The 25,317-nt window shown below is 70.8% G+C and carries 25 protein-coding genes; 22 read left to right on the forward strand and 3 right to left on the reverse strand.

The features are described 5' to 3' along the window. On the reverse strand, positions 1-1,058 hold a 1,058-nt coding region (locus G6G98_RS00005; RefSeq protein WP_166706042.1), incomplete at its 3' end, for a hypothetical protein. Positions 1,059-1,109: 51 nt separating this feature from the next. On the opposite strand from G6G98_RS00005, the gene G6G98_RS00010 reads away from it, so the two are divergent. The 21 genes from G6G98_RS00010 to G6G98_RS00110 all read left to right on the forward strand — a co-directional run bounded on the left by G6G98_RS00010 (position 1,110) and on the right by G6G98_RS00110 (position 22,149). Next, positions 1,110-1,937, forward strand: a complete 828-nt coding sequence (locus G6G98_RS00010) for a DNA polymerase V family protein (RefSeq protein WP_243841958.1) — start codon at positions 1,110-1,112, stop codon at positions 1,935-1,937. After that, on the forward strand, positions 1,937-2,974 hold the full coding sequence (locus tag G6G98_RS00015; protein ID WP_164233910.1) for an HAD-IIA family hydrolase: 1,038 nt from the start codon (positions 1,937-1,939) through the stop codon (positions 2,972-2,974). Before G6G98_RS00010 ends, G6G98_RS00015 begins: the two co-directional genes overlap by 1 nt. A gap of 53 nt (positions 2,975-3,027) precedes the next feature. Continuing rightward, positions 3,028-3,204: a hypothetical protein gene (locus G6G98_RS00020; RefSeq protein WP_166706045.1), complete on the forward strand. Its 177-nt coding sequence runs from the start codon at positions 3,028-3,030 to the stop codon at positions 3,202-3,204. Beyond that, positions 3,201-3,998, forward strand: a complete 798-nt coding sequence (locus G6G98_RS00025; protein ID WP_067353303.1) for a TlyA family RNA methyltransferase — start codon at positions 3,201-3,203, stop codon at positions 3,996-3,998. The genes G6G98_RS00020 and G6G98_RS00025 overlap by 4 nt, the downstream gene beginning before the upstream one ends. After that, positions 3,995-4,909: an NAD kinase gene (locus tag G6G98_RS00030; RefSeq protein WP_067353301.1), complete on the forward strand. Its 915-nt coding sequence runs from the start codon at positions 3,995-3,997 to the stop codon at positions 4,907-4,909. The genes G6G98_RS00025 and G6G98_RS00030 overlap by 4 nt, the downstream gene beginning before the upstream one ends. Continuing rightward, positions 4,906-6,588 carry a DNA repair protein RecN gene (gene recN, locus G6G98_RS00035; RefSeq protein ID WP_164233909.1) on the forward strand — a complete coding sequence of 561 codons (1,683 nt, stop codon included), beginning with the start codon at positions 4,906-4,908 and terminating at the stop codon, positions 6,586-6,588. The genes G6G98_RS00030 and recN overlap by 4 nt, the downstream gene beginning before the upstream one ends. Before the next feature lie 26 nt (positions 6,589-6,614). Continuing rightward, the gene (locus G6G98_RS00040) at positions 6,615-8,309 is read left to right on the forward strand and encodes a CTP synthase (protein ID WP_164233908.1); all 1,695 of its coding nucleotides are present in this window, start codon (positions 6,615-6,617) and stop codon (positions 8,307-8,309) included. Continuing rightward, positions 8,302-8,880: an NUDIX domain-containing protein gene (locus G6G98_RS00045; protein WP_067353295.1), complete on the forward strand. Its 579-nt coding sequence runs from the start codon at positions 8,302-8,304 to the stop codon at positions 8,878-8,880. Before G6G98_RS00040 ends, G6G98_RS00045 begins: the two co-directional genes overlap by 8 nt. Before the next feature lie 3 nt (positions 8,881-8,883). After that, entirely contained in the window at positions 8,884-9,786 is a 903-nt protein-coding gene (gene xerD / locus G6G98_RS00050) for a site-specific tyrosine recombinase XerD (protein WP_164233907.1), read from the forward strand. Between the two features lie 148 nt (positions 9,787-9,934). After that, the gene (locus G6G98_RS00055; RefSeq protein ID WP_067353288.1) at positions 9,935-10,954 is read left to right on the forward strand and encodes a hypothetical protein; all 1,020 of its coding nucleotides are present in this window, start codon (positions 9,935-9,937) and stop codon (positions 10,952-10,954) included. 1 nt (position 10,955) lies between these two features. Continuing rightward, positions 10,956-12,551 (forward strand): efflux RND transporter periplasmic adaptor subunit, encoded by a 1,596-nt coding sequence (locus tag G6G98_RS00060; protein WP_243841959.1) that lies wholly within the window; start codon positions 10,956-10,958, stop codon positions 12,549-12,551. Further along, entirely contained in the window at positions 12,548-13,276 is a 729-nt protein-coding gene (locus G6G98_RS00065) for an ABC transporter ATP-binding protein (protein ID WP_164233906.1), read from the forward strand. The genes G6G98_RS00060 and G6G98_RS00065 overlap by 4 nt, the downstream gene beginning before the upstream one ends. 83 nt (positions 13,277-13,359) lie before the next feature. Then, entirely contained in the window at positions 13,360-14,589 is a 1,230-nt protein-coding gene (locus G6G98_RS00070) for an ABC transporter permease (RefSeq protein WP_243842045.1), read from the forward strand. An 84-nt stretch (positions 14,590-14,673) separates the two neighbouring features. Continuing rightward, complete coding sequence (locus tag G6G98_RS00075; RefSeq protein ID WP_067353285.1) at positions 14,674-15,564, forward strand: ParA family protein; 891 nt, start codon at positions 14,674-14,676, stop codon at positions 15,562-15,564. Between the two features lie 133 nt (positions 15,565-15,697). Continuing rightward, positions 15,698-16,459, forward strand: a complete 762-nt coding sequence (locus G6G98_RS00080; RefSeq protein ID WP_067353829.1) for a segregation and condensation protein A — start codon at positions 15,698-15,700, stop codon at positions 16,457-16,459. Beyond that, positions 16,449-17,072 carry an SMC-Scp complex subunit ScpB gene (gene scpB / locus G6G98_RS00085; RefSeq protein ID WP_067353282.1) on the forward strand — a complete coding sequence of 208 codons (624 nt, stop codon included), beginning with the start codon at positions 16,449-16,451 and terminating at the stop codon, positions 17,070-17,072. Before G6G98_RS00080 ends, scpB begins: the two co-directional genes overlap by 11 nt. Then, complete coding sequence (locus G6G98_RS00090) at positions 17,069-17,866, forward strand: pseudouridine synthase (protein WP_067353279.1); 798 nt, start codon at positions 17,069-17,071, stop codon at positions 17,864-17,866. The genes scpB and G6G98_RS00090 overlap by 4 nt, the downstream gene beginning before the upstream one ends. Next, a complete protein-coding gene (locus G6G98_RS00095) occupies positions 17,863-18,999 on the forward strand; it encodes a prephenate dehydrogenase (protein WP_067353275.1) in 1,137 nt (378 codons plus the stop codon). Before G6G98_RS00090 ends, G6G98_RS00095 begins: the two co-directional genes overlap by 4 nt. After that, positions 18,992-19,675: a (d)CMP kinase gene (gene cmk, locus G6G98_RS00100; RefSeq protein WP_164233904.1), complete on the forward strand. Its 684-nt coding sequence runs from the start codon at positions 18,992-18,994 to the stop codon at positions 19,673-19,675. The genes G6G98_RS00095 and cmk overlap by 8 nt, the downstream gene beginning before the upstream one ends. A 40-nt stretch (positions 19,676-19,715) precedes the next feature. After that, entirely contained in the window at positions 19,716-21,188 is a 1,473-nt protein-coding gene (gene der / locus G6G98_RS00105; RefSeq protein ID WP_208321439.1) for a ribosome biogenesis GTPase Der, read from the forward strand. Between the two features lie 61 nt (positions 21,189-21,249). Next, positions 21,250-22,149 (forward strand): NUDIX domain-containing protein, encoded by a 900-nt coding sequence (locus G6G98_RS00110; RefSeq protein ID WP_164233903.1) that lies wholly within the window; start codon positions 21,250-21,252, stop codon positions 22,147-22,149. 62 nt (positions 22,150-22,211) lie between these two features. Here G6G98_RS00110 and G6G98_RS00115 read toward each other — a convergent pair whose 3' ends face one another. Further along, positions 22,212-23,585, reverse strand: coding sequence for an MFS transporter (locus G6G98_RS00115; RefSeq protein ID WP_164233902.1), 1,374 nt, complete (start codon positions 23,583-23,585; stop codon positions 22,212-22,214). Between the two features lie 125 nt (positions 23,586-23,710). After that, positions 23,711-24,856, reverse strand: coding sequence for a PucR family transcriptional regulator (locus G6G98_RS00120; RefSeq protein ID WP_164233901.1), 1,146 nt, complete (start codon positions 24,854-24,856; stop codon positions 23,711-23,713). A gap of 143 nt (positions 24,857-24,999) precedes the next feature. Here G6G98_RS00120 and G6G98_RS00125 point away from each other — a divergent pair, with 143 nt between their 5' ends. Beyond that, a complete protein-coding gene (locus G6G98_RS00125; RefSeq protein ID WP_164233900.1) occupies positions 25,000-25,311 on the forward strand; it encodes a pyrimidine/purine nucleoside phosphorylase in 312 nt (103 codons plus the stop codon). Positions 25,312-25,317 lie beyond the last annotated feature (6 nt).

Here is a 25,317-nt window from a genome sequence, read left to right on the forward strand (position 1 = left end):
CTCACAGCGCCGATGGTACTGCAGGGGGGACCCTGTGGGAGAGTAGGACACCGCCGGACTCCTTTTAGACAAAATGGCCACCCAATGTTGGGTGGCCATTTTGCGTTTACAACAGCATCAGAGATTCGAGGAGCATCATGCCGGAAGAGGAACAGCGCCGTCCGCGTCGCAATGACGACAATGGATCGCGCGGAGATCGTCCCTCCGGCGGACGCCCGAATCAGGGCCGCGGCGGCGAGCGTCGCGAGGGCGGTCACTCCCGTGATGGTGCGCCGCGCCGTGATGGTGGCGCTCCGCGTCGTGAGGGTGGATACTCCCGCGATGGCGGTCAACGCCGCGAAGGTGGTTACTCCCGCGACGGTGGTGCGCCCCGTCGTGAGGGCGGTGCCCCGCGTCGTGAGGGTGGTTACTCCCGTGATGGTGGTGCCCCGCGTCGTGAGGGCGGTGCCCCGCGTCGTGAGGGCGGTTTCTCCCGCGATGGCGGTCAGCGCCGCGAAGGTGGATACTCCCGCGATGGTGGTGCCCCGCGTCGTGAGGGTGGTTACTCCCGCGATGGCGGTGCGCCGCGTCGTGAGGGTGGTGCGCCGCGACGCGAAGGTGGTTCCCGCGATGGCGGTCAGCGTCGTGAGGGTGGTTACTCCCGTGATGGTGGTGCCCCGCGTCGTGAGGGTGGTGCGCCGCGTCGCGAGGGCGGTTACTCCCGCGATGGCGGTCAGCGTCGTGAGGGTGGTTACTCGCGTGATGGTGGTGCGCCGCGTCGTGAGGGTGGTTATTCGCGCGATGGTGGCGGCCCGCGTCGCGACGGTGGTGCGCCGCGTCGCGAGGGCGGGTACTCCCGCGATGGCGGTCAGCGCCGTGAGGGCGGGTACTCCCGCGATGGCGGTCAGCGCCGTGAGGGCGAGTACTCCCGCGATGGCGGCGCCCCGCGTCGTGAGGGCGGCAAGTCGTACCCGCAGCGCGGGGGCGCCGGTCGCGAGCGGCCGGCCCAGGCGACCGGGGATCGCCCGCGCAGCAACGACCCGCTGATTCCCGATGAGGTTACCGCCCGCGACCTGCATCCGTCTGCGCGCAACGAGCTGAAGACCCTCAGCAAGGAGAATGCCGACCAGGTGGCCCGCCACCTTGCGATGGCCTCCCGGCTGATCGATGAGGATCCTGCGCTCGCGCACGAGCACGCTCTTGCCGCCTCGCGCCGCGCGGGCCGCATCGCGATCGTCCGCGAGACCCTGGGCATCACCGCTTACGCGACCGGGGACTTCGCACTCGCTCTCCGTGAGCTGCGGACCTACCGGCGCATCTCCGGCAAGGACGACCAGATCGCCCTCATGGTCGACAGCGAGCGCGGGATCGGGCGCCCCGACCGCGCTCTCGAGACCGGCCGTGCCGTCGACCGCTCGACGCTGAGCACCTCCGTGCGCGTGGCGCTCGCGATCGCGATGTCGGGCGCACGACTCGACCGGGGCGATCTCGAACTGGCACTCGGCGAGCTCGAGATCCCCGAACTCGACCCGGATCGTGCGTTCGAGTGGAGCCCCGCGCTCTTCGCCGCCCGCGCGGCGGTGCTCGAGGACCTGGGGCGAACCGATGAGGCCGCCTTCTGGGCGCAGCGCGCCGAGGTCGCCGCAGAAGCGCTCGGCATCGACGAGGCCGGCGACGAGGAGATCTTCATCGAGGACGGACTCATCGAGGGCGAGTTCGACGACGAGGCTGCGGGCACCGGCGACGAAACCGAAGACGAAGCCGGCACCGCCGACGAAGCTGTGCTCGACGCGGATGCCGGGACCGCACCCGAGAGTGCTGAAGCAGACGCCGAGACGGACGCCGAATCCGCAGAAGACGCGCCCGCAGAGCCGTCGATCGAGGACGAGGTCCGCGAGCTGCTCGGCGAGGACGATCTCGAGGCGGACGAGGCCGACACCCCCTCCGAGGAGAAGTAGTGGGTCTCTTCTCCCGCAAGCCGTCGCCGCGCACCCCGCTCGACGACGTCGACACCGTTCTCGCGGACCTCGACGGGGTCGTCTACGCGGGGCCCGGGGCCCTGCCCTACGCAGTGGACAGCCTGAACGCCGCTGCGCAGAAGGCCCGCCTCGGCTACATCACGAACAACGCCTCGCGCACCGACGCCTCCGTCGCCGCGCATCTCACCGGCCTGGGCCTCGACGTCGCGCCTGCCGACGTGATCACCAGCCCGCAGGCGGCGATGCGTCTGCTCGCTGACATCGTGCCCGCCCCGGCGACGATCCTCATCGTCGGCGGCGACGGACTCGTGGACGAGGCGGAGAAGGCCGGATACTCGGTGACCCGCAGTGCCGAGGACTCCCCGGCGGCGGTGGTGCAGGGCTTCGCCCCCGAGGTCGCCTGGACCGATCTCGCCGAGGCCGCCTTCGCGCTCAAGGTGCCCGAGGAGGAGGGCGGCATCCCCTGGATCGCCACCAACACCGACTGGACGATTCCTCGCGAGCGCGGCGTCGCCCCTGGGAACGGCACGCTCGTCTCCGCGGTGCACACCGCGATCGGGCGTCTCGCGACCGTCGCCGGCAAGCCGGAGGTCCCGATCTTCGAGGAGGCCAAGGCGCGCTTCGACGCGAAGAAGCCGCTCTTCATCGGCGACCGGCTGGACACCGACATCCTCGGCGCCGTCCGCTCCGGCATCGACTCCGCGCTCGTGCTCACCGGCATCGACCGTCCCAAGCACGTGCTGGCAGCCCCGGAGGGCTCCCGGCCGACCTACATCCTCAGCGACCTGCGCGAACTGCACCAGCCGTACCCGCAGACGACGGAGAAGGACGGCGTGCACTGGGTGAACGGCGCCGGTGTCAGGGTCACCGGGGGAGACGTCGAGATCGTCGCGGAGGGCGAGGCGCAGATCGATCTGCTCCGCGCCGGCGCCGCCGCGATCTGGGCCTCGGGCACCCCGGTGTTCGTGCTTCGCGTGCCGGAGCGTCTCTACGACGATCCTTTCCACCGTCCCTGAGCGGCGCGCCGTGGCACCTCCGCGGTGTCGTCGCCGCCGCGTACAGTAGAGGCGTGAGCGAAGAGACGACGACCACGCCGACCGACGGCCTGTGGAGTCGCCTGCGCCTGATCGAGGGGCAGCCTCTCGCCTCCCGTGCGGACGCGTACGCAGCCCTTCACGACGAGCTGTCTCGCCGCCTCGACAGCGGTGCGCGTCTCGACCAGCGGGAGACCCCGGGACCCCGATGACGCGACTCGACGCCGCCCTCGCCGCGCGAGGACTCGCCCGTTCACGTTCTCACGCCGCCACACTGATCTCCGAGGGGCTCGTCAGCATCGACGGCCGCCCGGTCGTGAAGGCCTCGACCCCGGTCGGCGACGACGCCGTGATCACGGTCGCCGGCGCCGATCACTACGTCGGACGCGCCGCTCACAAGCTCATCGCGGCCCTCGACGGCTTCGGCATCCCGGCCGACGGGCGCCTCGCCCTCGACATGGGCGCATCCACCGGCGGCTTCACCCAGGTGCTGCGGGAGCGCGGCGCCCGCCGGGTGCTCGCGGTCGACGTCGGGCACGGCCAGCTCGCCCCGGTCATCGCGGCCGACCCCGGGGTCGTGCTTGTCGAGGGGTACAACGTCCGTCACATGACCAGGGAGAACCTGTCCGCCGTCACCGGGGAGCAGGACGCTCCCGACCTCATCGTCGGGGATCTCTCCTTCATCTCCCTCGAGCTGGTGCTGCCGGCGGTCGCCGGCGTGGCGGCACCGGATGCCGACATCGTCCTGCTCGTCAAGCCGCAGTTCGAGGTCGGCCGCACGGCCGTCCGCGGCGGGCTGGTCACCGATCCCGCGACGCGCGCCGACGCCGTCGCCCGCACCGTCTGGAGCGCCTGGGACGCGGGACTCGGGATGCTCGGCATCCTGCCGTCGCCGATCCTCGGCACGCACGGGAACACGGAGTATCTCGTGCACCTCGCGCCGGGGCGCGGCAGCGATCCGTCAGAATGGTCAGACCGCATCAACGCACTGGCAGGGAGTCGATGAACGAGCGCAACATCCTGGTCGTCGCCCATGCAGGCCGCGAGGACACCGTCGCCGCTGCGCGCCGGGTCATCGAGCTGCTCCGCGGCGCCGGCGCCAGGCCCGTCCTCGCAGAGGACGACCGCCGCGATCTCGCATCCGTCGACCGGTACTTCTCCGGCGTCGACGCGCTCGGCCCGGAGGTCGGCCAGTCCGACCTGGAGCTCGCCATCGTCCTCGGCGGTGACGGCACCATCCTCCGTGCCGCCGAACTCGTCCGCGGCTCGGCCGCGCCCGTCCTCGGCATCAACATGGGCCACGTCGGGTTCCTCGCCGAGATCGACCGCGACAACATGGAAGCCGCCGTCCACCGCGTCATCGACCGGGACTACGAGGTCGAGGAGCGCCTCGCGCTCTCGGTGCGGGTGAAGGATGTCGACGGCGCGGTCGTCTACGAGACCTGGGCACTCAACGAGGCCACAGTGGAGAAGGCCAGTCGCGAGCGGATGATCGAGATCGTCCTCGAGATCGACGGCCGTCCGCTGTCGAGCTTCGGCTGCGACGGGATGGTCGTCTCCACGCCGACCGGCTCGACCGCCTACAACTTCTCCGCCGGGGGGCCGGTGATCTGGCCGAGCGTGGAGGCCATCGCCGTGGTGCCGCTGTCGGCACACGCGCTCTTCGCCAAGCCCCTCGTGGTCAGCCCCGACGCGTCGGTGGCGATCGAGATGCTGGAGGGCACTTCCGGGGCCGGCATCCTCTGGTGCGACGGCCGGCGCTCGCACGAGCTCCCGCCGGGCGCCCGCGTCGTGGTCCGGCGCTCGTCGCGGCCGGTGCGCCTCGCCCGCCTGCATCCCACCGCCTTCACGAACCGTCTCGTCCGCAAGTTCCAGCTCCCGGTCGCCGGGTGGCGCGGACAGGGAGGTGCTGCATGATCGAGGAGATGCGGATGCAGGGCCTCGGGGTCATCGCCGACGCCGTGCTGCCCCTCGGCCCCGGCTTCACGGCCATCACCGGCGAGACCGGCGCGGGCAAGACCATGGTGGTCACCGGCCTCGGGCTGCTGCTCGGTCAGCGCGCCGACTCCGGCGCCGTCCGCGCCGGCGCCGCCCAGGCATCGGTCGCCGGCGTGTGGATCGTGCCCGAGACCGGCGAGGTGGCGGACATCGTCGCGGATGCCGGGGGAGAGCTGGAGCCGGTCGGCGCCGGCGCCGCCGAGCTCTACGTCTCACGCACGCTGAACGCCGAGGGGCGCAGCCGCGCGAGCGTCGGCGGACGCGCCGCACCGGCCGGCGTGCTCTCCGCCCTCGCCGAGGAGCTCGTCGTCGTCCACGGCCAGTCGGAGCAGCTGCGGCTGCGTTCCGCTGCCGCACAGCGCGACGCCCTGGACCGTTTCGGCGGTGCGGCGATCGCGACCGCGCTCGAGGCCTATGCGGACTCGTTCACGCGCTGGCGCGCGCTGGACGCCGAGATCGCCGACATCACGGAGAACCGCGATCGCCGCGCCGAGGAGGCGTCGCGCCTCCGTGAGGCGCTCGCCCTGATCGAGGCCACGGCCCCCGAACCGGGAGAGGACGAGGAGCTCGCCGCCCGTGCCGAGCGGCTCGCGAACGCGGAGGAGCTGCGACTCGCCGCCTCGCTCGCGCACGGCGCGCTGTCGAACGAGGAGGGCGAGCCCGACGCATCCGCTCTCGTCGCCGAGGCGAAGCGCGTGCTCGAGCGGGCCGCCGATCCCGCGCTCACCGGCATCGCCGAGGTGCTCGCCGACATCGGCTACCGGATCTCGGATGCCGCCGGCCAGCTGTCGGTCTACCTCGCCGACCTCGACGAGTCGGGGCCGCACGAGCTCGCCGCCGTCGAGGAGCGCCGCGCCGCGCTCGGGGCGCTGATCCGCGCGCACGGCTCGCTGGACGAGGCGCTCGAGTTGTGGCGGACGGGGTCGAACAGGCTGGCCGAGCTCGACGACGACGGCGAGCGGATCGAACGGCTCGAGGCCGAGCGCGCCGCCGTGCGCGAGGAGCTCGATGAGCGAGCGACCGCCCTGACCGCGGCGCGCACCGCCGCGGCATCCCGGCTCGGCGCCGCGGTAAGCGATGAGCTGCACGCGCTGGCGATGCCCGACGCCCGCCTCGAGGTCTCGGTGACCGCCGGCCCGGAGACCGCGCACGGCCGCGATGACGTCGCGATCCTCCTCGCCCCGCATCCGGGAGCCGAGCCGCGACCCGTCGGCAAGGGGGCGTCCGGCGGAGAGCTCTCACGCGTGATGCTCGCGATCGAGGTCGTCATCGCCGGGACCGACCCTGTGCCCACCTTCGTCTTCGACGAGGTGGACGCCGGGATCGGCGGCGCCGCGGCGATCGAGGTCGGCCGGCGACTCGCCCGGCTCGCAGAGAAGTCGCAGGTCATCGCCGTCACCCACCTCGCCCAGGTCGCCGCCTTCGCGAACAACCATCTCTCCGTCGTCAAGGCCAATGACGGCGCAGTGACCGCCTCGAGTGTGCGGCGCCTTCACGGCGACGAGCGCGAGGCGGAGATGGCCCGTCTGCTCTCGGGGCTCGCCGATTCCGACGCCGCTCTCACCCATGCCCGAGAACTTCTCAGCCTCGGGGCCTGAACCGACTGTTAGGATAGAAGCCCGTGATGAACTCTTCTTCTGCGGGACCCAAGAACGACACGACCAAGCACATCTTCGTGACAGGTGGTGTCGTTTCGTCTTTGGGTAAGGGCCTGACGGCTGCGAGCCTCGGCAACCTCCTCACGGCCCGCGGACTGCGCGTGGTGATGCAGAAGCTCGACCCGTACCTGAACGTCGATCCGGGCACGATGAACCCGTTCCAGCACGGCGAGGTGTTCGTCACCGACGACGGCGCGGAGACCGACCTCGACATCGGCCACTACGAGCGCTTCCTCGACATCAACCTGTCGCAGGCCGCCAACGTCACCACCGGCCAGATCTACTCGCAGGTCATCGCCCGCGAGCGCCGCGGCGAGTACCTCGGCGACACCGTGCAGGTGATCCCGCACATCACGGACGAGATCAAGCGCCGCATGCGCCTGCAGGCGACCGAGGAGCCCCGCCCCGACGTCATCATCACCGAGGTCGGCGGCACGGTCGGCGACATCGAGTCGCAGCCCTTCCTGGAGTCCGCGCGCCAGCTGCGTCACGAGCTCGGTCGCGACAACGTCTTCTTCGTGCATGTCTCCCTGGTGCCGTTCATGGGCGCCTCGGGCGAGCAGAAGACCAAGCCCACCCAGCACTCCGTCGCCGCGCTCCGCCAGGTCGGCATCCAGCCCGACGCGCTCGTGCTGCGCAGCGACCGCCCGGTGAGCGAGAGCAACCGCAACAAGATCGCCCTCATGTGCGACGTGGACGCCGAGGGCGTCATCAACACCGTCGACCTGCCGAGCATCTACGACATCCCCTCCACGCTGAACGACCAGGGCCTCGACTCGTACATCGTCCGCCGGCTCGGCCTGGCGGACAAGGCGAAGGACGTCGACTGGAGCCGCTGGAGCAAGGTCCTGCACGCGGTCCACAACCCCAAGCACGAGGTCACGATCGGCCTGGTGGGCAAGTACATCGACCTGCCCGACGCCTACCTCTCCGTCACGGAGGCGCTCAAGGCCGGCGGCTTCGCACATGAGACCAAGGTCAACATCCGCTGGATCCCGTCCGACCTCTGCGAGACGCCGGAGGGCGCGCAGGAGCAGCTGTCCGAACTCGACGGCATCTGCGTCCCCGGCGGCTTCGGCATCCGCGGCATCGAGGGCAAGCTCGGTGCTCTGAAGTTCGCGCGCGAGCAGGGCATCCCCACGCTGGGTCTGTGCCTGGGCCTGCAGTGCATGGTCATCGAGTACGCCAGGGACGTGGCCGGCATCGCCGGCGCCTCGTCGAGCGAGTTCGACCCGGAGACCACCGAGCCGGTCATCGCGACGATGGCCGAGCAGGTCGAGATCCTCGACGGCGGAGACCTGGGCGGGACCATGCGCCTCGGCCTCTACCAGGCGGCGCTCGCGGAGGGCTCGCTGGCCCGGGAGCTGTACGGCGCCCCGGTCGCCTCCGAGCGTCACCGTCACCGCTACGAGGTCAACAACGCCTACCGCGCTCGTCTCGCGGAGGCGGGCCTGGTGTTCTCCGGCCTGAACCCGGAGCTCGACCTCGTCGAGTACGTGGAGCTGCCGCGCGACGTGCACCCGTACTACATCGCGACGCAGGCCCACCCGGAGCTGCGCTCGCGCCCGACCGACCCGCACCCGCTCTTCCGTGGTCTGGTGGGCGCGGCGATCGAGCGGCACCGCGCGAGCGAGCTGTTCGACGTCGAAGCCGATGCCTGATCGGGGAGTGCTGCGCGACGAGCCGTTCGAGCCCGAGGTCGTGCACAGCGACCTCGCGTTCGAGGGAGCGGTGTGGAACGTGCGCGACGACCGGGTGCGGTACGGTGACGGCGAGATCCGCCGCCAGTACGTCGCGCACACGGGCGCCGTGGCCGTCCTCGCCCTCGACGACGACCGGCGCGTCCTGCTGATCCAGCAGTACCGCCATCCCATCCGCCACCGTGACTGGGAGCTCCCCGCCGGCCTGCTCGACGTCGCGGGGGAGGAGCCTCTCGAAGCGGCGAAGCGCGAGCTCGCCGAGGAGGCCGACCTCGTCGCCGCCCACTGGGAGCCTCTGGTCTCCTCCTGGACGACCCCGGGCGGGAATGACGAGATCATCCACGTCTTCCTCGCCACGGGGGTCTCCGTGGCGCCGTCGGCGCACGCCAGGGAAGACGAGGAGGCCGACATCCGCACCGAGTGGGTGCCGCTGGACGCCGCAGTCGACGCCGTCATGGAGGGACGGATGCGCAACGGCATCCTGAGCATCGGCGTCCTCGCAGCGGCGCAGAGGCTCCGCGACCGGAGCTGAGCCGTGCAGCTCGATCGTGCCCTGGACGCGTACCTGCGCCACGTCACGATCGAGCGCGGCCTCAGCGCGCACACGATCGCGGCCTACCGCCGTGACCTCGGCGGCTATCTCGAGTGGCTCAGGTCAGCCGGGATCGGCGACACGGCGGAGGTGACGCCGGCGATCGTCGGCCGCTTCATCGCGGAGCGCTCGGGTGCCGAGCCCGCCCCCGCGGCGACGAGTCTCGCGCGCCTGCAGTCCTCCGTGCGCGGATGGCACCGGTTCCTCGCACGCGAGGGCATCGAGCAGGACGACCCCAGCGGCCGCCTGCGCCCGCCGAAGGCGCCGCGCCGCCTGCCCAAGGCCCTCACGATCGATCAGGTCGAGAGGCTGCTGGCTGCGCCCTCGGCCGACGAGCCGATCGGCATCCGCGATCGGGCTCTGCTGGAGCTCCTCTATGCGACGGGGGCGCGCGTCTCCGAGGCGGTCGGGCTCGATGTCGACGACCTCGCCCACGGGGACGTGCTGCGCCTGCGCGGCAAGGGCTCGAAGGAGCGCATCGTGCCGATCGGGTCCTACGCCCGCGCCGCCGTCGACGCCTATCTGACCCGGGTGCGCCCGGGCCTCGCCGCCCACGGCAGGGCGTCCGCGAGGCTGTTCCTCGGCGCACGGGGCGCTCCGCTGTCCCGGCAGAGCGCCTGGCTCGTCATCCGCGCGGCGGCCGAGCGCGCGCAGATCACCGCGGAGGTGTCTCCGCACACGCTGCGCCACTCCTTCGCGACGCACCTGCTCCAGGGCGGCGCGGACGTGCGCGTCGTCCAGGAGCTGCTCGGGCACGCCTCGGTCGCGACGACGCAGATCTACACGCACGTGTCGGTCGACGCCCTGCGCGACATCTACGCCACCTCGCATCCGCGGGCTCGGTGAGCCGGCGACCCGTCGCGGGTTCTTCCACGGATGTTATGAATCTCCTGATGTCCCCCGAACGGCGGACGCGCGAGTTCGTAAACCCTGTTTATGCTTACCCGGAACCCGCCCGCCGTTGTCCCCGGCGGGCTGAAGAAGGAGCATCGACATGCGTTCGACCGGACCTCTGGCGGCCCTCGCCGCGACCGCCCTGGCCCTGACCCTCGCCGGATGCTCCGGCGCAGGCGGAGGCGAGCTGACCTACGAGGACTCGCCGCTGAACGAGTACCTGAGCGCCGCGTACGGCGGCGACCTGTCGCCCGAAGAGCAGCAGAAGCAGATGGACGAGCAGAACCGCGAACGCGAGGAGCTCATGGCCCAGTGCATGGCAGAGGAGGGGTTCGAGTACAAGCCGAACCTGCAGAACGGCGGCGTCGTCATGTCGAGCGACGACACTCCGTGGGAACCGGACAAGAAGGAATGGGTTGAGAAGTACGGCTACGGCGCGGTGAACAACCCGTTCAACGAGGAGGGCGCGCAGCCCATGCCGGAGGAGGAGTACGTCGACCCGAACCAGGAGTATGTCGAGTCGCTCTCCGAGTCCGAGCAGCAGGCGTACTGGGAGACCGCGTACGGCGTCCCGCCGACCGACGAGGAGATCGGCGAGGACGGCAGCTACGAGTACAAGTGGGAGGACGCCGGCTGCCAGGGCTGGGCCGACCACGAGATGCAGGGCGAGGACCCCTGGCAGTCGGACGAGTTCGCCGATCTCCGCGCCAAGATGGACGAGTTCTGGATGAACACCCAGGAGTCGGAGGAGATGAAGGAGCTCAACGCCGACTGGGCCGCCTGCATGGAGGACGGCGGCGAGCCCGGCTTCGCCTCCCCGTCGGAGGCGCAGCAGTCCATCTACGACGAGCAGATGAAGATCCAGGAAGCCGCCTACGGTGACGGCAGCACGCCTGTGGACCCGGAGTCGCCGGACTTCGTCGACCCGATGGAGAGCCCGGAGATGAAGGCGCTCGGCGAACGGGAGATCGAGCTCGCCCTGGCAGACCTGGAATGCCGCACGAAGCTGTCGTACACCCAGGAGATGATGAAGATCCAGTTCGCGCTCGAGGAGAAGTTCATCGCGGAGAACAAGGCCGACCTCGACGCGTTCAAGGCCGCAGCCGAGCAGAGCAGCTGACGTGAAGGAAGACGCGACTCCGACGACGGAGCTGCCCGCAGACCTCCTGGAAGATGCTGAAGACGCAGAAGCCGCCGCTGACGGCGCCGCCGATGCGGACATGTCGCGCGTGCGCGGCTGGCGGCGGATCCTCCGGGGGAATCGCACGCTGTGGATCGTGGCGCTGTGCGCGATCGTCAGCCTGATCGCCGGACTCCTCGTGGGGCGGTTCCTCATCGCCCCCGCCGCGGCGAGCGAGGCCCCGGAACCCGGCCTCGTGACCGTGCCGGTCGAGTTCGGCGCGCTGAGCAACGACGTCACGCTGCGCGCCGACGTCGGCTACGCGGATGCCGTCGAGGTGACCATCGACACGACCGGTGGCGGCAGCATCGTGACGGGAGCCGTGCCGGAGGTCGGCGCCACGCTGAGCCCGCTCTCGATCGCGCTGGAGGTGGAAGGGCGGCCGGTGATCGTGCTCCCCGGCGAGCTCCCGGCGTACCGCACGCTCCGCATGGGCGTCTCCGGCCCGGACGTCCTCCAGCTCAAGCAGGCGCTGGTCAGCGTCGGCATCGACGCCGGCGACGTCTCCTCGAACCTCTTCGACCAGGCGACGGCGAACGCGGTCGGTGCACTCTACGCGCAGGCGGGATATCCGCTGCCGACCCCGGAGGAGGGCGCGGATGAGGCGGTGCGCGGCGCGGAGGAGAGCCTCCGCTCGGCGCAGAGCGGCGTCACGCAGGCGCAGCAGGCCCTCGCCGCTGCCGGTGCAGGGCCGTCGAAGCTGGAGAGCTGGCAGGCGGACGTGAAGGTCGCCCAGGCGGAGCAGGCCCTCGCCGCGGCGAAGGCCTGCGTGCCGGGTGACGCGGAGGCGGAGCCCTGCCCGAACGTGCAGCAGGCGGAGTGGGACCTGAAGACCGCGCGCCTCGAGCGCGACCAACTGTGGTCGGCGAAGAACACGGGTCCGGAGAAGGCGGCGCTCGACGCCGCGCGCGCCCAGGTGGATGCGGCGAACGAGGCGCTGGCGGATGCCCGGCAGAGCGTCCAGCCGTACCTGCCGGCCGGGGAAGTGCTCTTCCTCACCGAGCTCCCTCGTCGGGTGGATGCCGTCAACGTGAAGCGCGGCAGCTCGATCCAGGGCGCCGTGATGACCGTCTCCGGGGCGACCGTGCGTCTCACCGGTGCGGCGGCCGAGGCGGACGCGCGTCTGCTCGAAGCGGGGGACGAGGCGACCTTCGAGCTCCCCGACGGCACCGAGCACCGTGCCGTGATCGCCGAACTCAAGCCGGGCAAGGACAGCAAGGCCCGCTGGGAGGTGCTCTTCGAGCCCGACCCGCTGACACCGGAGCAGATCACGCAGCTCCAGGGCAGCAACGTACGGGTGCGGATCGCCGTCGGAGCCACCGACGGGGATGTGCTGTCCGTGCCCCTCGCCGCGCTCACCGCCGGACCCGGCGGCGAGTCCCGTGTCGAGGTCGTCGACTCCGATCCGCGCGAGGGGGAGGACGCGGAGACGCGCATGGTGGTCGTCGAGACGGGGCTGGCCGCCGAGGGCGCCGTGGAGGTGACGCCGGTCGACGGGGAGCTCGAAGAGGGCGACCTGGTGGTGGTGGGACGGTGACCGACACGGTCGCCGTCCCGCAGCCGCTCGCCGACGAAGCCGACGACGGCGCCGGAGCGCCGCTGGTCGAGCTCCGCGACGTGACGCGGTCGTTCCCCGGTCCGCCGGAGGTGCAGGCCCTGAAGGGCGCGACGCTGACGGTGGCGCCGGGGGACTACATCTCGATCGTCGGTCCCAGCGGCTCCGGCAAGTCGACGATGCTGAACATCCTCGGTCTGCTCGACCGGCCGAGCGTGGGGGAGTACCGCCTGGCCGGCTCGCTCACCGGCGCGCTGTCCGACGACGAGCGCGCCGCCGTGCGCGCCCGGTTCATTGGCTTCGTCTTCCAGTCGTTCCATCTGCTGTCGCGGCGCAGCGTGCTCGACAACGTGCTGATGCCGATGCTGTACAGCGGGGTGCCCCGGCGGGAGCGCGAGAGCCGGGCGCGGGAGGCGCTCGACAGGGTCGGGCTCTCGCATCGCGTCGACTTCTTCCCCGGTTCGCTGTCCGGTGGTGAGCGCCAGCGGGTGGCGGTCGCGCGCGCGGTCGTGAGCGGCCCGCGGCTGCTCCTCGCCGACGAGCCCACGGGCAACCTCGACCAGCGGACATCCGGTGAGGTGATGTCGCTGTTCGAGGAACTCAACGACGACGGCCTCACGCTCATCGTGATCACGCACGACGATGCGGTGGCGCGGCGTGCACGGCGCAGCATCCGCATCGCCGACGGCAGATTGAGCGAGCTGTGAGGGTGTGGCCGTTCCGGCGGCGCAGCAAGGGCGCGGAGAGCGCCGACCGGACGGATGCCGGGGCGGCCGGGCTCGTCCCCGCGGTGCGTCACGCCGACAGGTTCACGTTCCAGGATCTGGTCGCCGAGGCCACGGCCGACATCGGCTCGCGGCCGGCGCGGCTCGTGATGACGATCCTCGGCACCGTCCTCGGCATCGCCTCGCTCGTCGCGACGATCGGCTTCGCGCAGACGGCCGCCGCGCAGATCGCCGCGCAGTTCGACGGCGCCGCAGCGACCCAGGTCGTCGTGACCGCTGCCCAGGCGCAGTCGGGCGCGCAGAACACGAAGGTCGCGGCAGGACGGCTGCCCTGGGACTCCCCGGAGCGGGTCGAGCGGCTGGCGGGCGTGGAGAGCGCGTCGCTGCTCGGCGAGCTCGAGCTCACCGAGGGGGAGTCGATCACGGCGGTGCCGGTGAACGACCCCTCCGCGCCCGCGGTCGCCTCGCCGCGGCTGTTCGCGGCGTCCCCCGACCTCCTCGACACCGCCGAGGGGGATCTCGTCACCGGGCGCTTCTTCGACAGCGGTCACGACGGGCGGGCGGATCGCGTCGCCGTGCTCGGCCAGCGCGCCGCTGAGCGGATGGGGATCAATCGCGTCGACTCCCAGCCGTCGGTGTTCATCGGCGGCGTCGCCTACGCTGTGATCGGGATCGTGGACGGCATGGAGCGGCGCAGCGAGCTGCAGGATGCCGTGATCATCCCGCTCGGCTCCGCGCGGGCCGACTTCGGGCTCCTCGCACCCACCGAGCTCGCGATCCGCATCGTCGTGGGAGCGGGTCCCCAGGTCGCCGAGCAGTCGGTGCTGGCGCTGCAGCCGGATGAGCCGGACACCCTGGAGGCGCGCGCGCCCTCGGGCGCCTCCGACCTCAGCCAGAGCGTGCAGGCCGACGTGAACGTGGTGTTCCTGATCCTGGGCGTCATCGCCCTCCTGGCGGGCGGTCTCGGCATCGCCAACGTCACGCTGCTCTCCGTCATGGAGCGGATCGGCGAGATCGGACTCCGCCGGGCGCTCGGTGCCACCCGGCGCCAGATCGGCGCCCAGTTCATGGTCGAGTCGATCGTGATCGGCTTCATCGGCGGGCTCATCGGCTCGGCGCTGGGAGTGATCGCGGTGATCGTCGTGGCCGTGGTCCAGGGGTGGACGCCGATCACCGATCCGCTCGTGGCCCTCGCCGGCGCGGTGCTCGGGGCGATCGTCGGATGGGGCTCGGGGTGGTACCCGGCGCGGCGGGCGGCGCGCATCGAGCCTGTGGCTGCCCTCCGCGGCGCCTGACCCTTCCGCTCGCGCCGCGTGCCGGGACGACTGCTCACGGGCCTGCCGCTACAATCGAGCAAGCACGAAGGAGCAGGAGAACCGGTGGCTGAGAAAGCGGCAACGTCCAGGGCGAAGGCGAAGAAGGCCGACGACACACCCATCGGACCCACCGGCCGCCCGTACCAGGGGTTCCCGATTCCGGGTCCGCTGAAGTCGCACGGTCCCGCGCGCATCATCGCGCTGTGCAACCAGAAGGGCGGCGTCGGCAAGACGACCACGTCGATCAACCTCGCCGCTGCTCTCGCCGAGTACGGCCGCAAGGTCCTCGCGGTCGACTTCGACCCTCAGGGCGCGCTGTCGGCGGGCCTCGGCATCCAGACGCACGATGTGCCGACCGTCTACGACCTGCTCCTTGACACCAAGCGCGATGCGCATGACGCCATCGTCCACTCGAGCGTCGACAACCTCGACGTGCTGCCGGCGAACATCGACCTGTCAGCGGCGGAGGTGCACCTCGTCAACGAGGTCGCCAGGGAGACCATCCTCGCCCGGGTGCTGCGCCAGGTGGCGGGGGAGTACGACGTCATCCTCATCGACTGCCAGCCGTCGCTGGGCCTGCTCACGGTCAACGCGCTCACCGCCGCGCACGGCGTGATCATCCCGCTCGAGTGCGAGTTCTTCGCCCTTCGCGGTGTGGCGCTCCTCATCGAGACGATCGACAAGGTGCGGGACCGGCTGAACCCCTCGATCACGATGGACGGCCTCCTCGCGACCATGTACGATCCGCGCACGCTGCACTCCCGCGAGGTGCTGGAGCGTGTCGTGGAGGCCTTCGGCGACGACGTGCTGGAGACCGTGATCGGCCGCACCGTGAAGTTCCCCGACGCCTCGGTCTCCGGGGTTCCCATCACCGAGTTCGCGCCGGAGCATGCGGCCGCCCAGGCCTACCTGCGCCTGGCGCGGGAGCTGGTCGCTCGCGGTGCCGTCGCGTAGCGGCGGCACCCCGCCGGAGGCGGCTGACAGCACCGCGCCGTGGGAGGGCGACGGCGGAGCCGGTGCCCGACCGTCGCCTGACGTCGGACCGCTCGACTCCTCCCCGCCCGCAGAGTCCGGTTTCCGGGTCTCCCTGTCGAACTTCGACGGGCCGTTCGACCTGCTGCTGAACCTCATCTCGAAGCATGAGATGGACATCACCGAGGTGTCGCTCAGCGCCGTCACCAACGAGTTCATCTCCTACCTCAGAGAGCTCGACGACAGCGAGGAGCTCGAGCAGGCATCGGAGTTCCTCGTCGTCGCGGCCACCCTTCTCGACATGAAGGTCGCCGGTCTCCTGCCGCAGGGAGAGCTGGTGGATGCCGAGGCCGTCGCACTCCTCGAGGCGCGCGACCTGCTGTTCGCGCGCCTGCTGCAGTACCGCGCCTTCAAGGAGGTCTCCGCCTGGTTCGCCCGCTGCCTGCAGCGCGAGGACCGCCGGCACGTGCGCGCCGTGAGACTGGACGAGAAGCACCGGAAGAAGACGCCCGAACTGGTCTGGTCCCTGAGCGCCGCCGATTTCGCGGCGCTGGCGCTGCTCGCCTTCGCGCCCAAGGAGATCCCGCACGTCGGGCTCGACCATCTGCATGCGCCGCTGGTGAGCATCCGCGAGCAGGCCGCCATCGTCGTCACCCTGCTGCGGGGAGCCGAGTCGCTCAGCTTCCGCGAGCTCGTCGCAGGGGTGACGGAGCCCGGGATCGTCGTGGCCCGGTTCATCTCGGTGCTAGAGCTCTACCGTCACGCGGCACTGTCCTTCGAACAACTGGAACCGCTCGGCGAGCTGACGCTCCGCTGGGCCGCCGACCACTGGTCGGATGAGACGCTGGCGACCCTGGGGGCCGACTATGACCGATGACACTTCGACAGGCTCAGCGACCGACACGGCGAGCTCCTCCGAGGAGGTCGTGCGGGAGACGCCGCTCACCGAGCGCATCGAGGCGATCCTGCTGATCATCGACGAGCCGATCGGTCTCGTCGCCCTCGCCGCCGCCGTGGGCTCGCCGGTGCCCGCCGTCCGGCAGGCGATCGAGACGCTCGTCGACGACTACGACGGCCGAGGGCACGGACCCCGGCGGGGGTTCGAGCTCCGCGAGGTCGGCGGCGGCTGGCGGCTGTACGTGCGCGAGGATCACGACGACCTGGTCGCCGAGTTCGTCGGCGGACAGGCGCCCGCGCGGCTGTCGCAGGCGGCCCTCGAGACCCTCGCGGTGATCGCGTACAAGCAGCCGGTGACCCGCAGTCAGGTCGCCTCCATCCGCGCGGTCAACGTGGACTCGGTCGTGCGCACGCTCCTCGCGCGCGGCCTCATCACCGAGCTGTTCGCCGACTCCGAGACCGGCGCGATCAACTACGGCACCACTGATGCGCTGCTGCAGCATCTGGGCATCAACTCGCTCGACGAGCTGCCCCCGATCTCCCCGCTGCTCGACGACGGCGCTGACGGATTCGACGAAGGGACCATCCGATGAGCTTCTCCACCGAGGGAGCATCCGCAGAGGGCGTCCGCCTGCAGAAGGTGCTCGCCGCCGCCGGCGTGGCATCCCGCCGCGTCGTCGAGAACTACATCGTCGAGGGGCGCATCCGGGTGAACGGTGAGGTCGTCACCGAGCTCGGCACGCGCATCGACCCGGAGAAGGACCTCGTCGACGTGGACGGCACCGCCGTGCAGCTGGACGTGTCCAAGCGCTACGTCATGCTCAACAAGCCGACGGGCGTCGTGAGCAGCATGCGCGACGAGAGCGGCCGCCCGGACCTGCGCCGCTTCACGAAGGACTACGAGGAGCGCCTCTACAACGTCGGGCGACTGGATGCCGAGACCAGCGGGCTGCTCATCCTCACGAACGACGGCGAGCTCGCGCACGTGCTCGCACACCCGTCGTTTGGCGTCACCAAGGTGTACATCGCGAAGGTCGAGGGCGCCGTCACGGCGCAGACGATCTCGAAGCTCACCAAGGGGATCGAGCTCGAGGACGGCCCGATCGCCGCCGACAAGGCTCGGCTCCTGGACACCTCGCGCGGCTCGAGCCTGGTCGAGCTGACCCTGCACTCCGGGCGCAACCGCATCGTGCGCCGCATGATGGCGGCCGTCGGGCATCCGGTCACCGAGCTCGTGCGGCGCCAGTTCGGCCCGCTCCACCTGGGAACGCTCCCGGCGGGGAGGACCCGCGACCTGACTAAAATCGAACTGGGCGCGCTGCTGACTCTCGCGCGCCGTGATTCCGGTGTCGCCGAGGCGCCAGGCGAGCAGCAGGAGAACGAGTGACCGATACGACCAGTGCGCCCACCGGGCGGACGGCCGCTGCCGTCGCCGCGCGGGTATCCGGCACCGTCCGCATCGTCGGCGCCGGCCTGCTCGGCGCGAGCGTCGGGCACGCACTCCGGGCCAAGGGCGTCGACGTCGTGCTCACAGACGCGTCACCCGCACAGCTGCGCCTGGCCGTCGACTACGGTGCGGGCCGGGTCGAGGCCGCGGACGACCGTCCCTCGCTGATCGTCGTCGCGGTGCCGCCGGACGTCACCGCGGACGTCATCCAGGCCGAGCTGGAGCGCTACCCCGACGCGGTGGTCACCGATGTCGCCAGCGTCAAGCTCGAGCCGTTCCGGACTCTGAAGGACCGCGGCGTCGACCTCACCCGCTACATCGGCTCGCACCCGCTCGCCGGCCGTGAACGCGGGGGAGCGATCTCCGCCCGCGCCGACCTCTTCATCGGGCGCCCGTGGGTCGTCTGCCGAGACGAGGAGACCAGGGCCGCCGACCTCGCCCTCGTTGAGGGGCTCGCGCTGGACGTCGGCGCGATGCCCCTGGAGATGACCCCGGAGGAGCACGACCGCTCGGTCGCCCTCACCTCGCACGTCCCCCAGGTGGTGGCGAGCCTGCTCGCCGGCCGTCTCGCCGAGGCCGAGGAGGGCGCGCTGCGCCTCGCCGGCCAGGGCGTTCGCGACACGACGCGCATCGCGGCATCCGCCCCCGAGCTGTGGGTGCAGATCCTCGGCGCCAACGCGACTCCGGTCGTCGAGATCCTCGACGCGCTGGCCGCCGACCTCCGTGAGGTCTCCGACGCCCTGCGCGCGCCGGAGGCGCCCGGTGCCCGGCGCATCGTCGCGGAGAGCATCCGCCACGGAAATGAGGGCGTCGAGCGCCTGCCGGGCAAGCACGGGCAGAACCGGCGCTTCGAGACGCTGGTCGTCATGGTCGACGACACCGCCGGCCAGCTCGGCCGCCTGTTCGGCGAACTGGGCGAGCTCGGCGTCAACGTCGAGGACCTCCGCCTCGAGCACTCGCCGGGTGCGCAGTTCGGCCTCGCCGAGATCAGCGTCGACCCGGCCGCGCTGCACGGGGCGATCACCGGACTCACCGAACGCGGATGGCGGATTGCAGGGAACACCAATGACTGAGGCCACGAAGTTCATCGCGATCGACGGACCGGCCGGCTCCGGCAAGTCCAGCGTCTCCAAGGCGGTGGCGAGGCGGCTCGGCTTCGGGTATCTCGACACCGGCTCCGCGTACCGGGCGCTCGCCTGGCACGTTCTCGACCGCGGCGCGGACACTGCGGATGCCAGCGCCGTGCTGGCCGCGGCATCCGACTTCCCCGTGCGCCTCGGGCTCGACCCCGACGACCGAGCCGTGCGCGTCGGCGACGTCGAAGTCACCGAGGCGATCCGCGAGCCCCGGGTCTCCGGAGCGGTCAGTGGCGTCGCGCGCGTCCCCGAAGTGCGCGCGCAGGTCAACGAGCTGTTCCGCACGCTCGTGGCGGAGGCGCCGTACCCGGCTGTCGTCGTCGAGGGCCGCGACATCACCACGGTCGTGGCGCCCGACGCGCCCGTCCGCATCCTGCTGACGGCCGCGCCCGAGGTGCGCGCCGCACGCCGCGCCGGCGAGCTCGCCGGCGAGAACGCCGAGGCGGTCGCGGCCGCGCTGCACAAGCGCGACGCCTCCGACAGCGCCGTCGTCGACTTCCTCAACGCCGCAGAAGGCGTCGAGGTCGTCGATTCGACGGAACTCGATTTCCCCCAGACCATCGATGCCGTGCTCACGGTGATCGAACGACTCCGAGGAGCACACAGTGGCTGACGACGACTACGAAGGCGGCCCAGACCACCTCGCAGAGAAGATGGACGCGCTCGACGAGCAACTCGCAGAGCAGCGCGCCGAGACCCTGCGAGCGGGCCTCGCCGACTACGAGCTGGATGACGAGGACGCCGCGCTCCTCGCCGGTATCACGATGGGCGAGGACGGCATCCAGTTCATGCCGGCCCTGCCCGTCGTCGCCATCGTCGGACGGCCGAACGTCGGCAAGTCGGCGCTGGTGAACCGCATCCTCGGACGCCGCGAGGCCGTCGTCGAGGACACCCCCGGCGTCACCCGCGACCGCGTCACGTACAAGGCCGAGTGGGCCGACCGTCGCTTCACGCTCGTCGACACCGGCGGCTGGGAGCCCGACGCGCGCGGCATCGACCGCTCGGTCGCCGCCCAGGCCGAGGTCGCCATCGAGCTCTGCGACGTCGTGCTGTTCGTCGTCGACGCGATGGTCGGCGCGACCTCCACCGATGAGCACGTCGTGAAGCTGCTGCGCAAGAGCGGCAAGCCGGTGTTCCTCGTCGCGAACAAGATCGACGACACCCGGCAGGAGCCGGAGGCCGCGGCGCTCTGGAACCTGGGGCTCGGCGAGCCGCACCCGGTCTCCGCGATCCACGGGCGCGGCGTCGCCGACCTGCTGGACGCCGTGATGAAGAAGCTCCCCGAGATCTCGGCGGTGGCGAAGCAGGAGATCGGCGGTCCCCGCCGCGTCGCCATCCTCGGGCGCCCGAACGTCGGCAAGTCCTCGCTGCTGAACAAGGCCGCGGGTGAGGAGCGGGTCGTCGTGAACGACCTCGCCGGCACCACTCGCGACCCCGTCGATGAGATCGTCGAGCTCGGCGGCAAGATGTGGCGCTTCGTCGACACCGCCGGCATCCGCCGCCGCGTGCACATGGCGCAGGGCGCGGACTTCTACGCCTCGCTGCGCACCTCGGCCGCGCTGGAGAAGGCGGAGGTCGCCGTCGTCGTGCTCGACGTCTCCGAGTCGATCAGCGAGCAGGACGTGCGCATCATCGATCTCGTGCTCGAATCCGGACGCGCGCTGGTGCTCGCCTTCAACAAGTGGGACCGCCTGAACGACGACGACCTGGAGAACCAGGATCGCCGCCGCTACCTCGAGCGCGAGATCGAGCAGGACCTCGCGCACGTCGCCTGGGCTCCGCGCGTGAACATCTCCGCGAAGACGGGCCGTCACCTCGACAAGCTCGTGCCCGCGCTGGAGACCGCCCTGGAGAACTGGGACCGGCGCATCCCGACCGGCAAGTTCAACGCCTTCCTCGCCGAGCTCGTCGCGGAGCACCCGCACCCGCTGCGCGGCGGCAAGCAGCCGCGCATCCTGTTCGGCACCCAGGCGTCGACGCGCCCGCCGACGTTCGTGCTGTTCACGACCGGCTTCCTCGACCCCGGCTACCGCCGGTTCATCCAGCGCCGCCTGCGCGAGCTGTACGACTTCGAGGGAACCCCGATCGTCATCAACATGCGTGTGCGGGAGAAGCGTCAGCGCTGATCGCATTCCGTCGCGTGTCGTCGTCGGTGCCGAACCCCGGATGCTGTGAAAGGCTGAAGGGGTGACCGTCGTACCTCCTTCCCCCGGTGAGCCGCGTCGTCCCGAGGGACCGCGGAACCCCGGCGACGCGTGGGTCGTCGCCCCGTCGGGCGAGAAGTACTGGGGGCGCTTCGGCGCCGCCGGGCTGCTCGCGTTCGACGCGGCGCGAGGCGTACTGCTGCAGCACCGGGTATCGTGGAGCCATTTCGGCGGCACCTGGGGCCTTCCCGGCGGAGCGCTGCACGAGGGCGAGAGCGCCATCGTCGGAGCCGTGCGTGAGGCGCAGGAGGAGGCGGGCGTCCCCGACGGCGCCGTCCGCTGCCGGTTCACCAGCGTGCTCGACCTCGGCATCTGGTCGTACACGACCGTCGTCGCCGATGTGGTCACCCCGTTCGAGCCGGTCATCAGCGACCCGGAGAGCGTGGCGCTGGAGTGGGTTCCCCTCGACGAGGTCGATGCGCGCCCGCTGCATCCCGGCTTCGAGGCCGCCTGGCCGATGCTGCGGGGGCTGCTGTCTGAGCGCGCGTCCGTCGTGGTGGACGCCGCGAACGTCGTCGGGTCCGTGCCGGACGGCTGGTGGAAGGACCGCGCCGGGGCGGCATCGCGTCTGCGCGACCGCCTCGACGGGCTGATCGTGCCGGCGTCGGACTTCGATCTGGGCGGGACGGCCTGGCATCCCGAGGTCGCGCTGATCGTCGAGGGACGGGCCCGCGGGATCGGTTCCGTGCCCGGGGACGTGGTGATCGTGAGTGCCGAGGCGTCGGGCGACGATGCGCTCGTCGCCGAGGTGGAGCGCCGGGTCGCCGCGGGTGAGATCGTCGTCGCGGTGACGAGCGACAGGGAGCTTCAGCAGCGGGTGGTTCGGGCCGGGGGAGCGGTGCGATCGGCGGGATGGCTGCGGGAGCTCCTGGAAGACGGCTGACTGGCGGCACGCAGCGCGGATGCCGTCGGGCGGAGCGCACCCCTGCCCGACGGCATCCGTTCTCAGACCGTGGGAACCGGCCGGGTGCCGACGTCGATCTGGTCGTCGACCAGGTCCGTCCGCGTCGTCTCCGCGCTCAGCAGCAGTCCGACCAGTGAGAGCGCGCCGACGAAGATGAGGAAGAATGCCGGCGAGCTGGGGTTGCCGGTCTGCTGGATGAGCCAGGTGCCGATCAGCGGGGCGACGCCGCCGAACAGGAGCGCGCCGACGTTGAATGGCACTGCGAATCCGAGGTAGCGCGAGCGGGTGCCGAACATCTCGGTGAAGTACGACGGGAACACCGCGTCGTTCATGGCGAAGAAGACGAGTGAGACGATGAGGACCGAGGTCGCGAGGAAGATCCCGCCGACTGAGAACAGCGACATGATCGGGTACGAGAGCACGATGAAGGCGATGCTCGAGATGACGAGCGTGCGCTTGCGGCCGATCCGATCGGAGAACTGCGCCGCCAGCGGGATCAGGGCGAGGTAGACGACAAGGGCGATCGTCACGACCAGTGTGGAGTCCGCCTCGCTCATGCCGGCCTCCTCGATGAGGAATGTCGGGATGTAGCTGAGCAGCAGGTAGTAGGCGCCGGCGTTGAGTGACATCACGAGGAGCACCTTGAGCATCGACGGGATGCTGCGTGCGATCTCGCCCCAGCGCTCAGCACGGCTGCGATCGCGGTGCGTGCCGGCCGCCAGGCGGCGCTGCTCCTCCTCGAGCTCCTGCACACGGCGGAACTGCGGGGTGTCCTCCAGCCGGGTGCGCAGCCACAGTCCGAGGATTCCCAGCGGGCCGGCGACGAAGAACGGGATGCGCCAGCCCCATTCCTGCATGAACTCGGGAGACATCGTCGCGTAGAACACCGTGGCCATCAGGGACGCGAGCAGGAAGCCTGCGGCGGCCGCCATCGGCACGACGCTCGTGAGCAGCCCGCGGCGGCGCGCCGGGGCGTACTCCGCGATGAACGTCCCTGCGCCCGCGTACTCGCCGGAGGCCGAGAAGCTCTGCGTCATGCGGAGGAGAAGGAGCAGGAGCGGGGCCGCAGCGCCGATGACCGCGTACCCCGGAAGGAATCCGATGAGGAAGGTCGCGCCCGACATGATGAGGATCGTGCTGGCGAGGATCGTCTTCCGACCGACGCGATCGCCGAGGCTGCCCCAGACGATGGCTCCGATCGGTCGTACGAGGAACGAGAGCGCGAAGACGGCGAACGTGCTCAGGAGTGCGACGGTGCGATCTTCAGAGGGGAAGAAGACGACGGCGATCGTGGTGGCGAGATAGCTGTAGCTCGCGTAGTCGAAGTACTCGAGCAGCGTGCCCAGTCCGCTGGCGACGAGGACGCGGCGGAGGACGGTGCGGTCCTCTGCGGTGGTGGACGGTGGGGGAGTCATGTGATGCTCCTCGGCGAGAATCAGTTCGGGTAGGGCGTTCGGGTGAACGCTGAAGCACATGCTGTCAGCGGCGACGACGTACGGGTATGGCCGTCAAGGCGAATCTCCCGTCTGCATCCTGTACGTCAGGGCGAAGCTGTGGCGACGGGTTCGAAGCCCCGTGCCTTCAACGCGAGCCAGAGCTCGGTCTGCGTGTCGATGCTGTCGAGATCATGGCCGGTGAGCTGGGCGATGCGCTGGATCCGATTGCGGATCGTGTGGCGGTGAACCTGCATGCGGTCGGCCGTCGCCTCGATCGAGCGCCGCTCGAGAAACCACAGATGCAGCGTCTCCAGCAGCGCGTCACCACCCTTGGTGCGCTCGATGGGGCCGAGAGCGGCGGCGGCGAAGGCCTCGAGGTATTCGGGGGAGGCGATCTGCAGGAGGAGATCATGGGCCGCGCCGTCGCGGTACTCCATCGGCGTCCCGAGACGGCGGCTCGTGTCGAGGGCCAGGCGGGCCTGACGGATGCTGCGAGCGGCGTGCTGCGGAGCCATCGCGGTGCCCATTCCGATCGGCACGTGGAGACCGTAATCCGCGAGCGTCGCCAGGGGATCGCCCGCGACGAGGCACTCCACGATCCGGCCGCGGTGACGCACGAACGCGGTGGAGAACATCGCGGCCAGGTCGTCGATGAGCACCTCGGCATGCGTCTCGTCGCGCGCTTCCACCACGAGCCCGCGCAGAGTGCGCTCCGGCGCTCCCGCGGCCCGCAGCAGCGCTGTGGCATCGGCATCGTCGTCGAGTTCGAGAAGGCGGGTGAACTGCTGATCGCGGTGGCGCCGCGCAGGCTCATCCATGAGCCAATGGCGTTCGTACTCCAGGGCCAGCAGGGCGCGCAGAGCGGGAGCGGCCAGGTCGGCGACCGGCTCGCCGGTGATGCGGCGGGCGAGGAACCCGCGCACCGTGGCGTTCCCCGCGAAAGGCGTGAGGAGGATCGCTTGCGGTTCGCCTTCGATGTCGATCGCGAGCGACTCGCCCAGCTTCGGCGGGTGGGTCCCCAGAGCGGACTTCGCCACGTCGAGATCGGGATCGGTGAATCCGTCGCTCCGGCCGAGCGGTGTGCCGAGGCGATCGAAGACCGCCACGCCCTCCCCGGTGTGCTGGTGCCAGCCGCGGAGGAGCCGGTCGACCCCCTTGCCTCGCGCGAGGATCGCCGTGAGCTCCATCTGCAGCGTGAGGGCGCGTTCCGGCGCTGACGGGGCGGGGGCCGGCGACTTCAGCGTGGGCATGGCTCTCCTGGATCTGTGCATCGACGTGGGGGCGGTATCGGGTGGCACTGATTGTACGCGGCGGCGATTGTCGGGGCCGTCGTCTTCTTCTTGACTGAGGCGGACGCGATCCGCGTCGACATCGGACACAAAGGAGACGAGCCATGATCGGCCAGAACGAGTACTACGACGGTCAGGTGCGCAGCCTCGAGTTCCAGAACGAGCAGGGGAACTTCACCGTCGGGGTCATGGAGCCCGGCGAGTGGACGTTCGAGGCGCCGGTGACGGAGTGGATGCTCCTGGTCCGCGGCTCGTGGGACGTGCAGCAGCCGGCGGGCCAGGGTGAGTGGAAGACCTATCGGGAGGGCGAGCAGTTCGAGGTGCCCGGCGGCACCGACTTCACCGTGCGCATGACCGATACCGTGGCCTACCTGTGCCCGTACACCGGTGAGTTCCTCGGCTGGAAGGGCGAGTAGGAGGGG

The organism is Microbacterium hydrocarbonoxydans, from assembly GCF_011752045.1.
Classification (GTDB): Bacteria; Actinomycetota; Actinomycetes; order Actinomycetales; family Microbacteriaceae; genus Microbacterium.

Excerpts from the sequence above, each read along its gene's own strand:
- G6G98_RS00120 (WP_164233901.1), bottom strand. The coding sequence starts at position 24,856 with ATGCCCACGCTGAAGTCGCCGGCCCCCGCCCCGTCAGCGCCGGAACGC.
- G6G98_RS00025 (WP_067353303.1), top strand. The coding sequence starts at position 3,201 with ATGACGCGACTCGACGCCGCCCTCGCCGCGCGAGGACTCGCCCGTTCA.
- G6G98_RS00040 (WP_164233908.1), top strand. The coding sequence starts at position 6,615 with ATGAACTCTTCTTCTGCGGGACCCAAGAACGACACGACCAAGCACATC.
- G6G98_RS00055 (WP_067353288.1), top strand. The coding sequence starts at position 9,935 with ATGCGTTCGACCGGACCTCTGGCGGCCCTCGCCGCGACCGCCCTGGCC.
- G6G98_RS00045 (WP_067353295.1), top strand. The coding sequence starts at position 8,302 with ATGCCTGATCGGGGAGTGCTGCGCGACGAGCCGTTCGAGCCCGAGGTC.
- cmk (WP_164233904.1), top strand. The coding sequence starts at position 18,992 with ATGACTGAGGCCACGAAGTTCATCGCGATCGACGGACCGGCCGGCTCC.
- G6G98_RS00030 (WP_067353301.1), top strand. The coding sequence starts at position 3,995 with ATGAACGAGCGCAACATCCTGGTCGTCGCCCATGCAGGCCGCGAGGAC.
- G6G98_RS00125 (WP_164233900.1), top strand. The coding sequence starts at position 25,000 with ATGATCGGCCAGAACGAGTACTACGACGGTCAGGTGCGCAGCCTCGAG.
- G6G98_RS00090 (WP_067353279.1), top strand. The coding sequence starts at position 17,069 with ATGAGCTTCTCCACCGAGGGAGCATCCGCAGAGGGCGTCCGCCTGCAG.
- scpB (WP_067353282.1), top strand. The coding sequence starts at position 16,449 with ATGACCGATGACACTTCGACAGGCTCAGCGACCGACACGGCGAGCTCC.
- recN (WP_164233909.1), top strand. The coding sequence starts at position 4,906 with ATGATCGAGGAGATGCGGATGCAGGGCCTCGGGGTCATCGCCGACGCC.
- der (WP_208321439.1), top strand. The coding sequence starts at position 19,716 with ATGGACGCGCTCGACGAGCAACTCGCAGAGCAGCGCGCCGAGACCCTG.
- G6G98_RS00115 (WP_164233902.1), bottom strand. The coding sequence starts at position 23,585 with ATGACTCCCCCACCGTCCACCACCGCAGAGGACCGCACCGTCCTCCGC.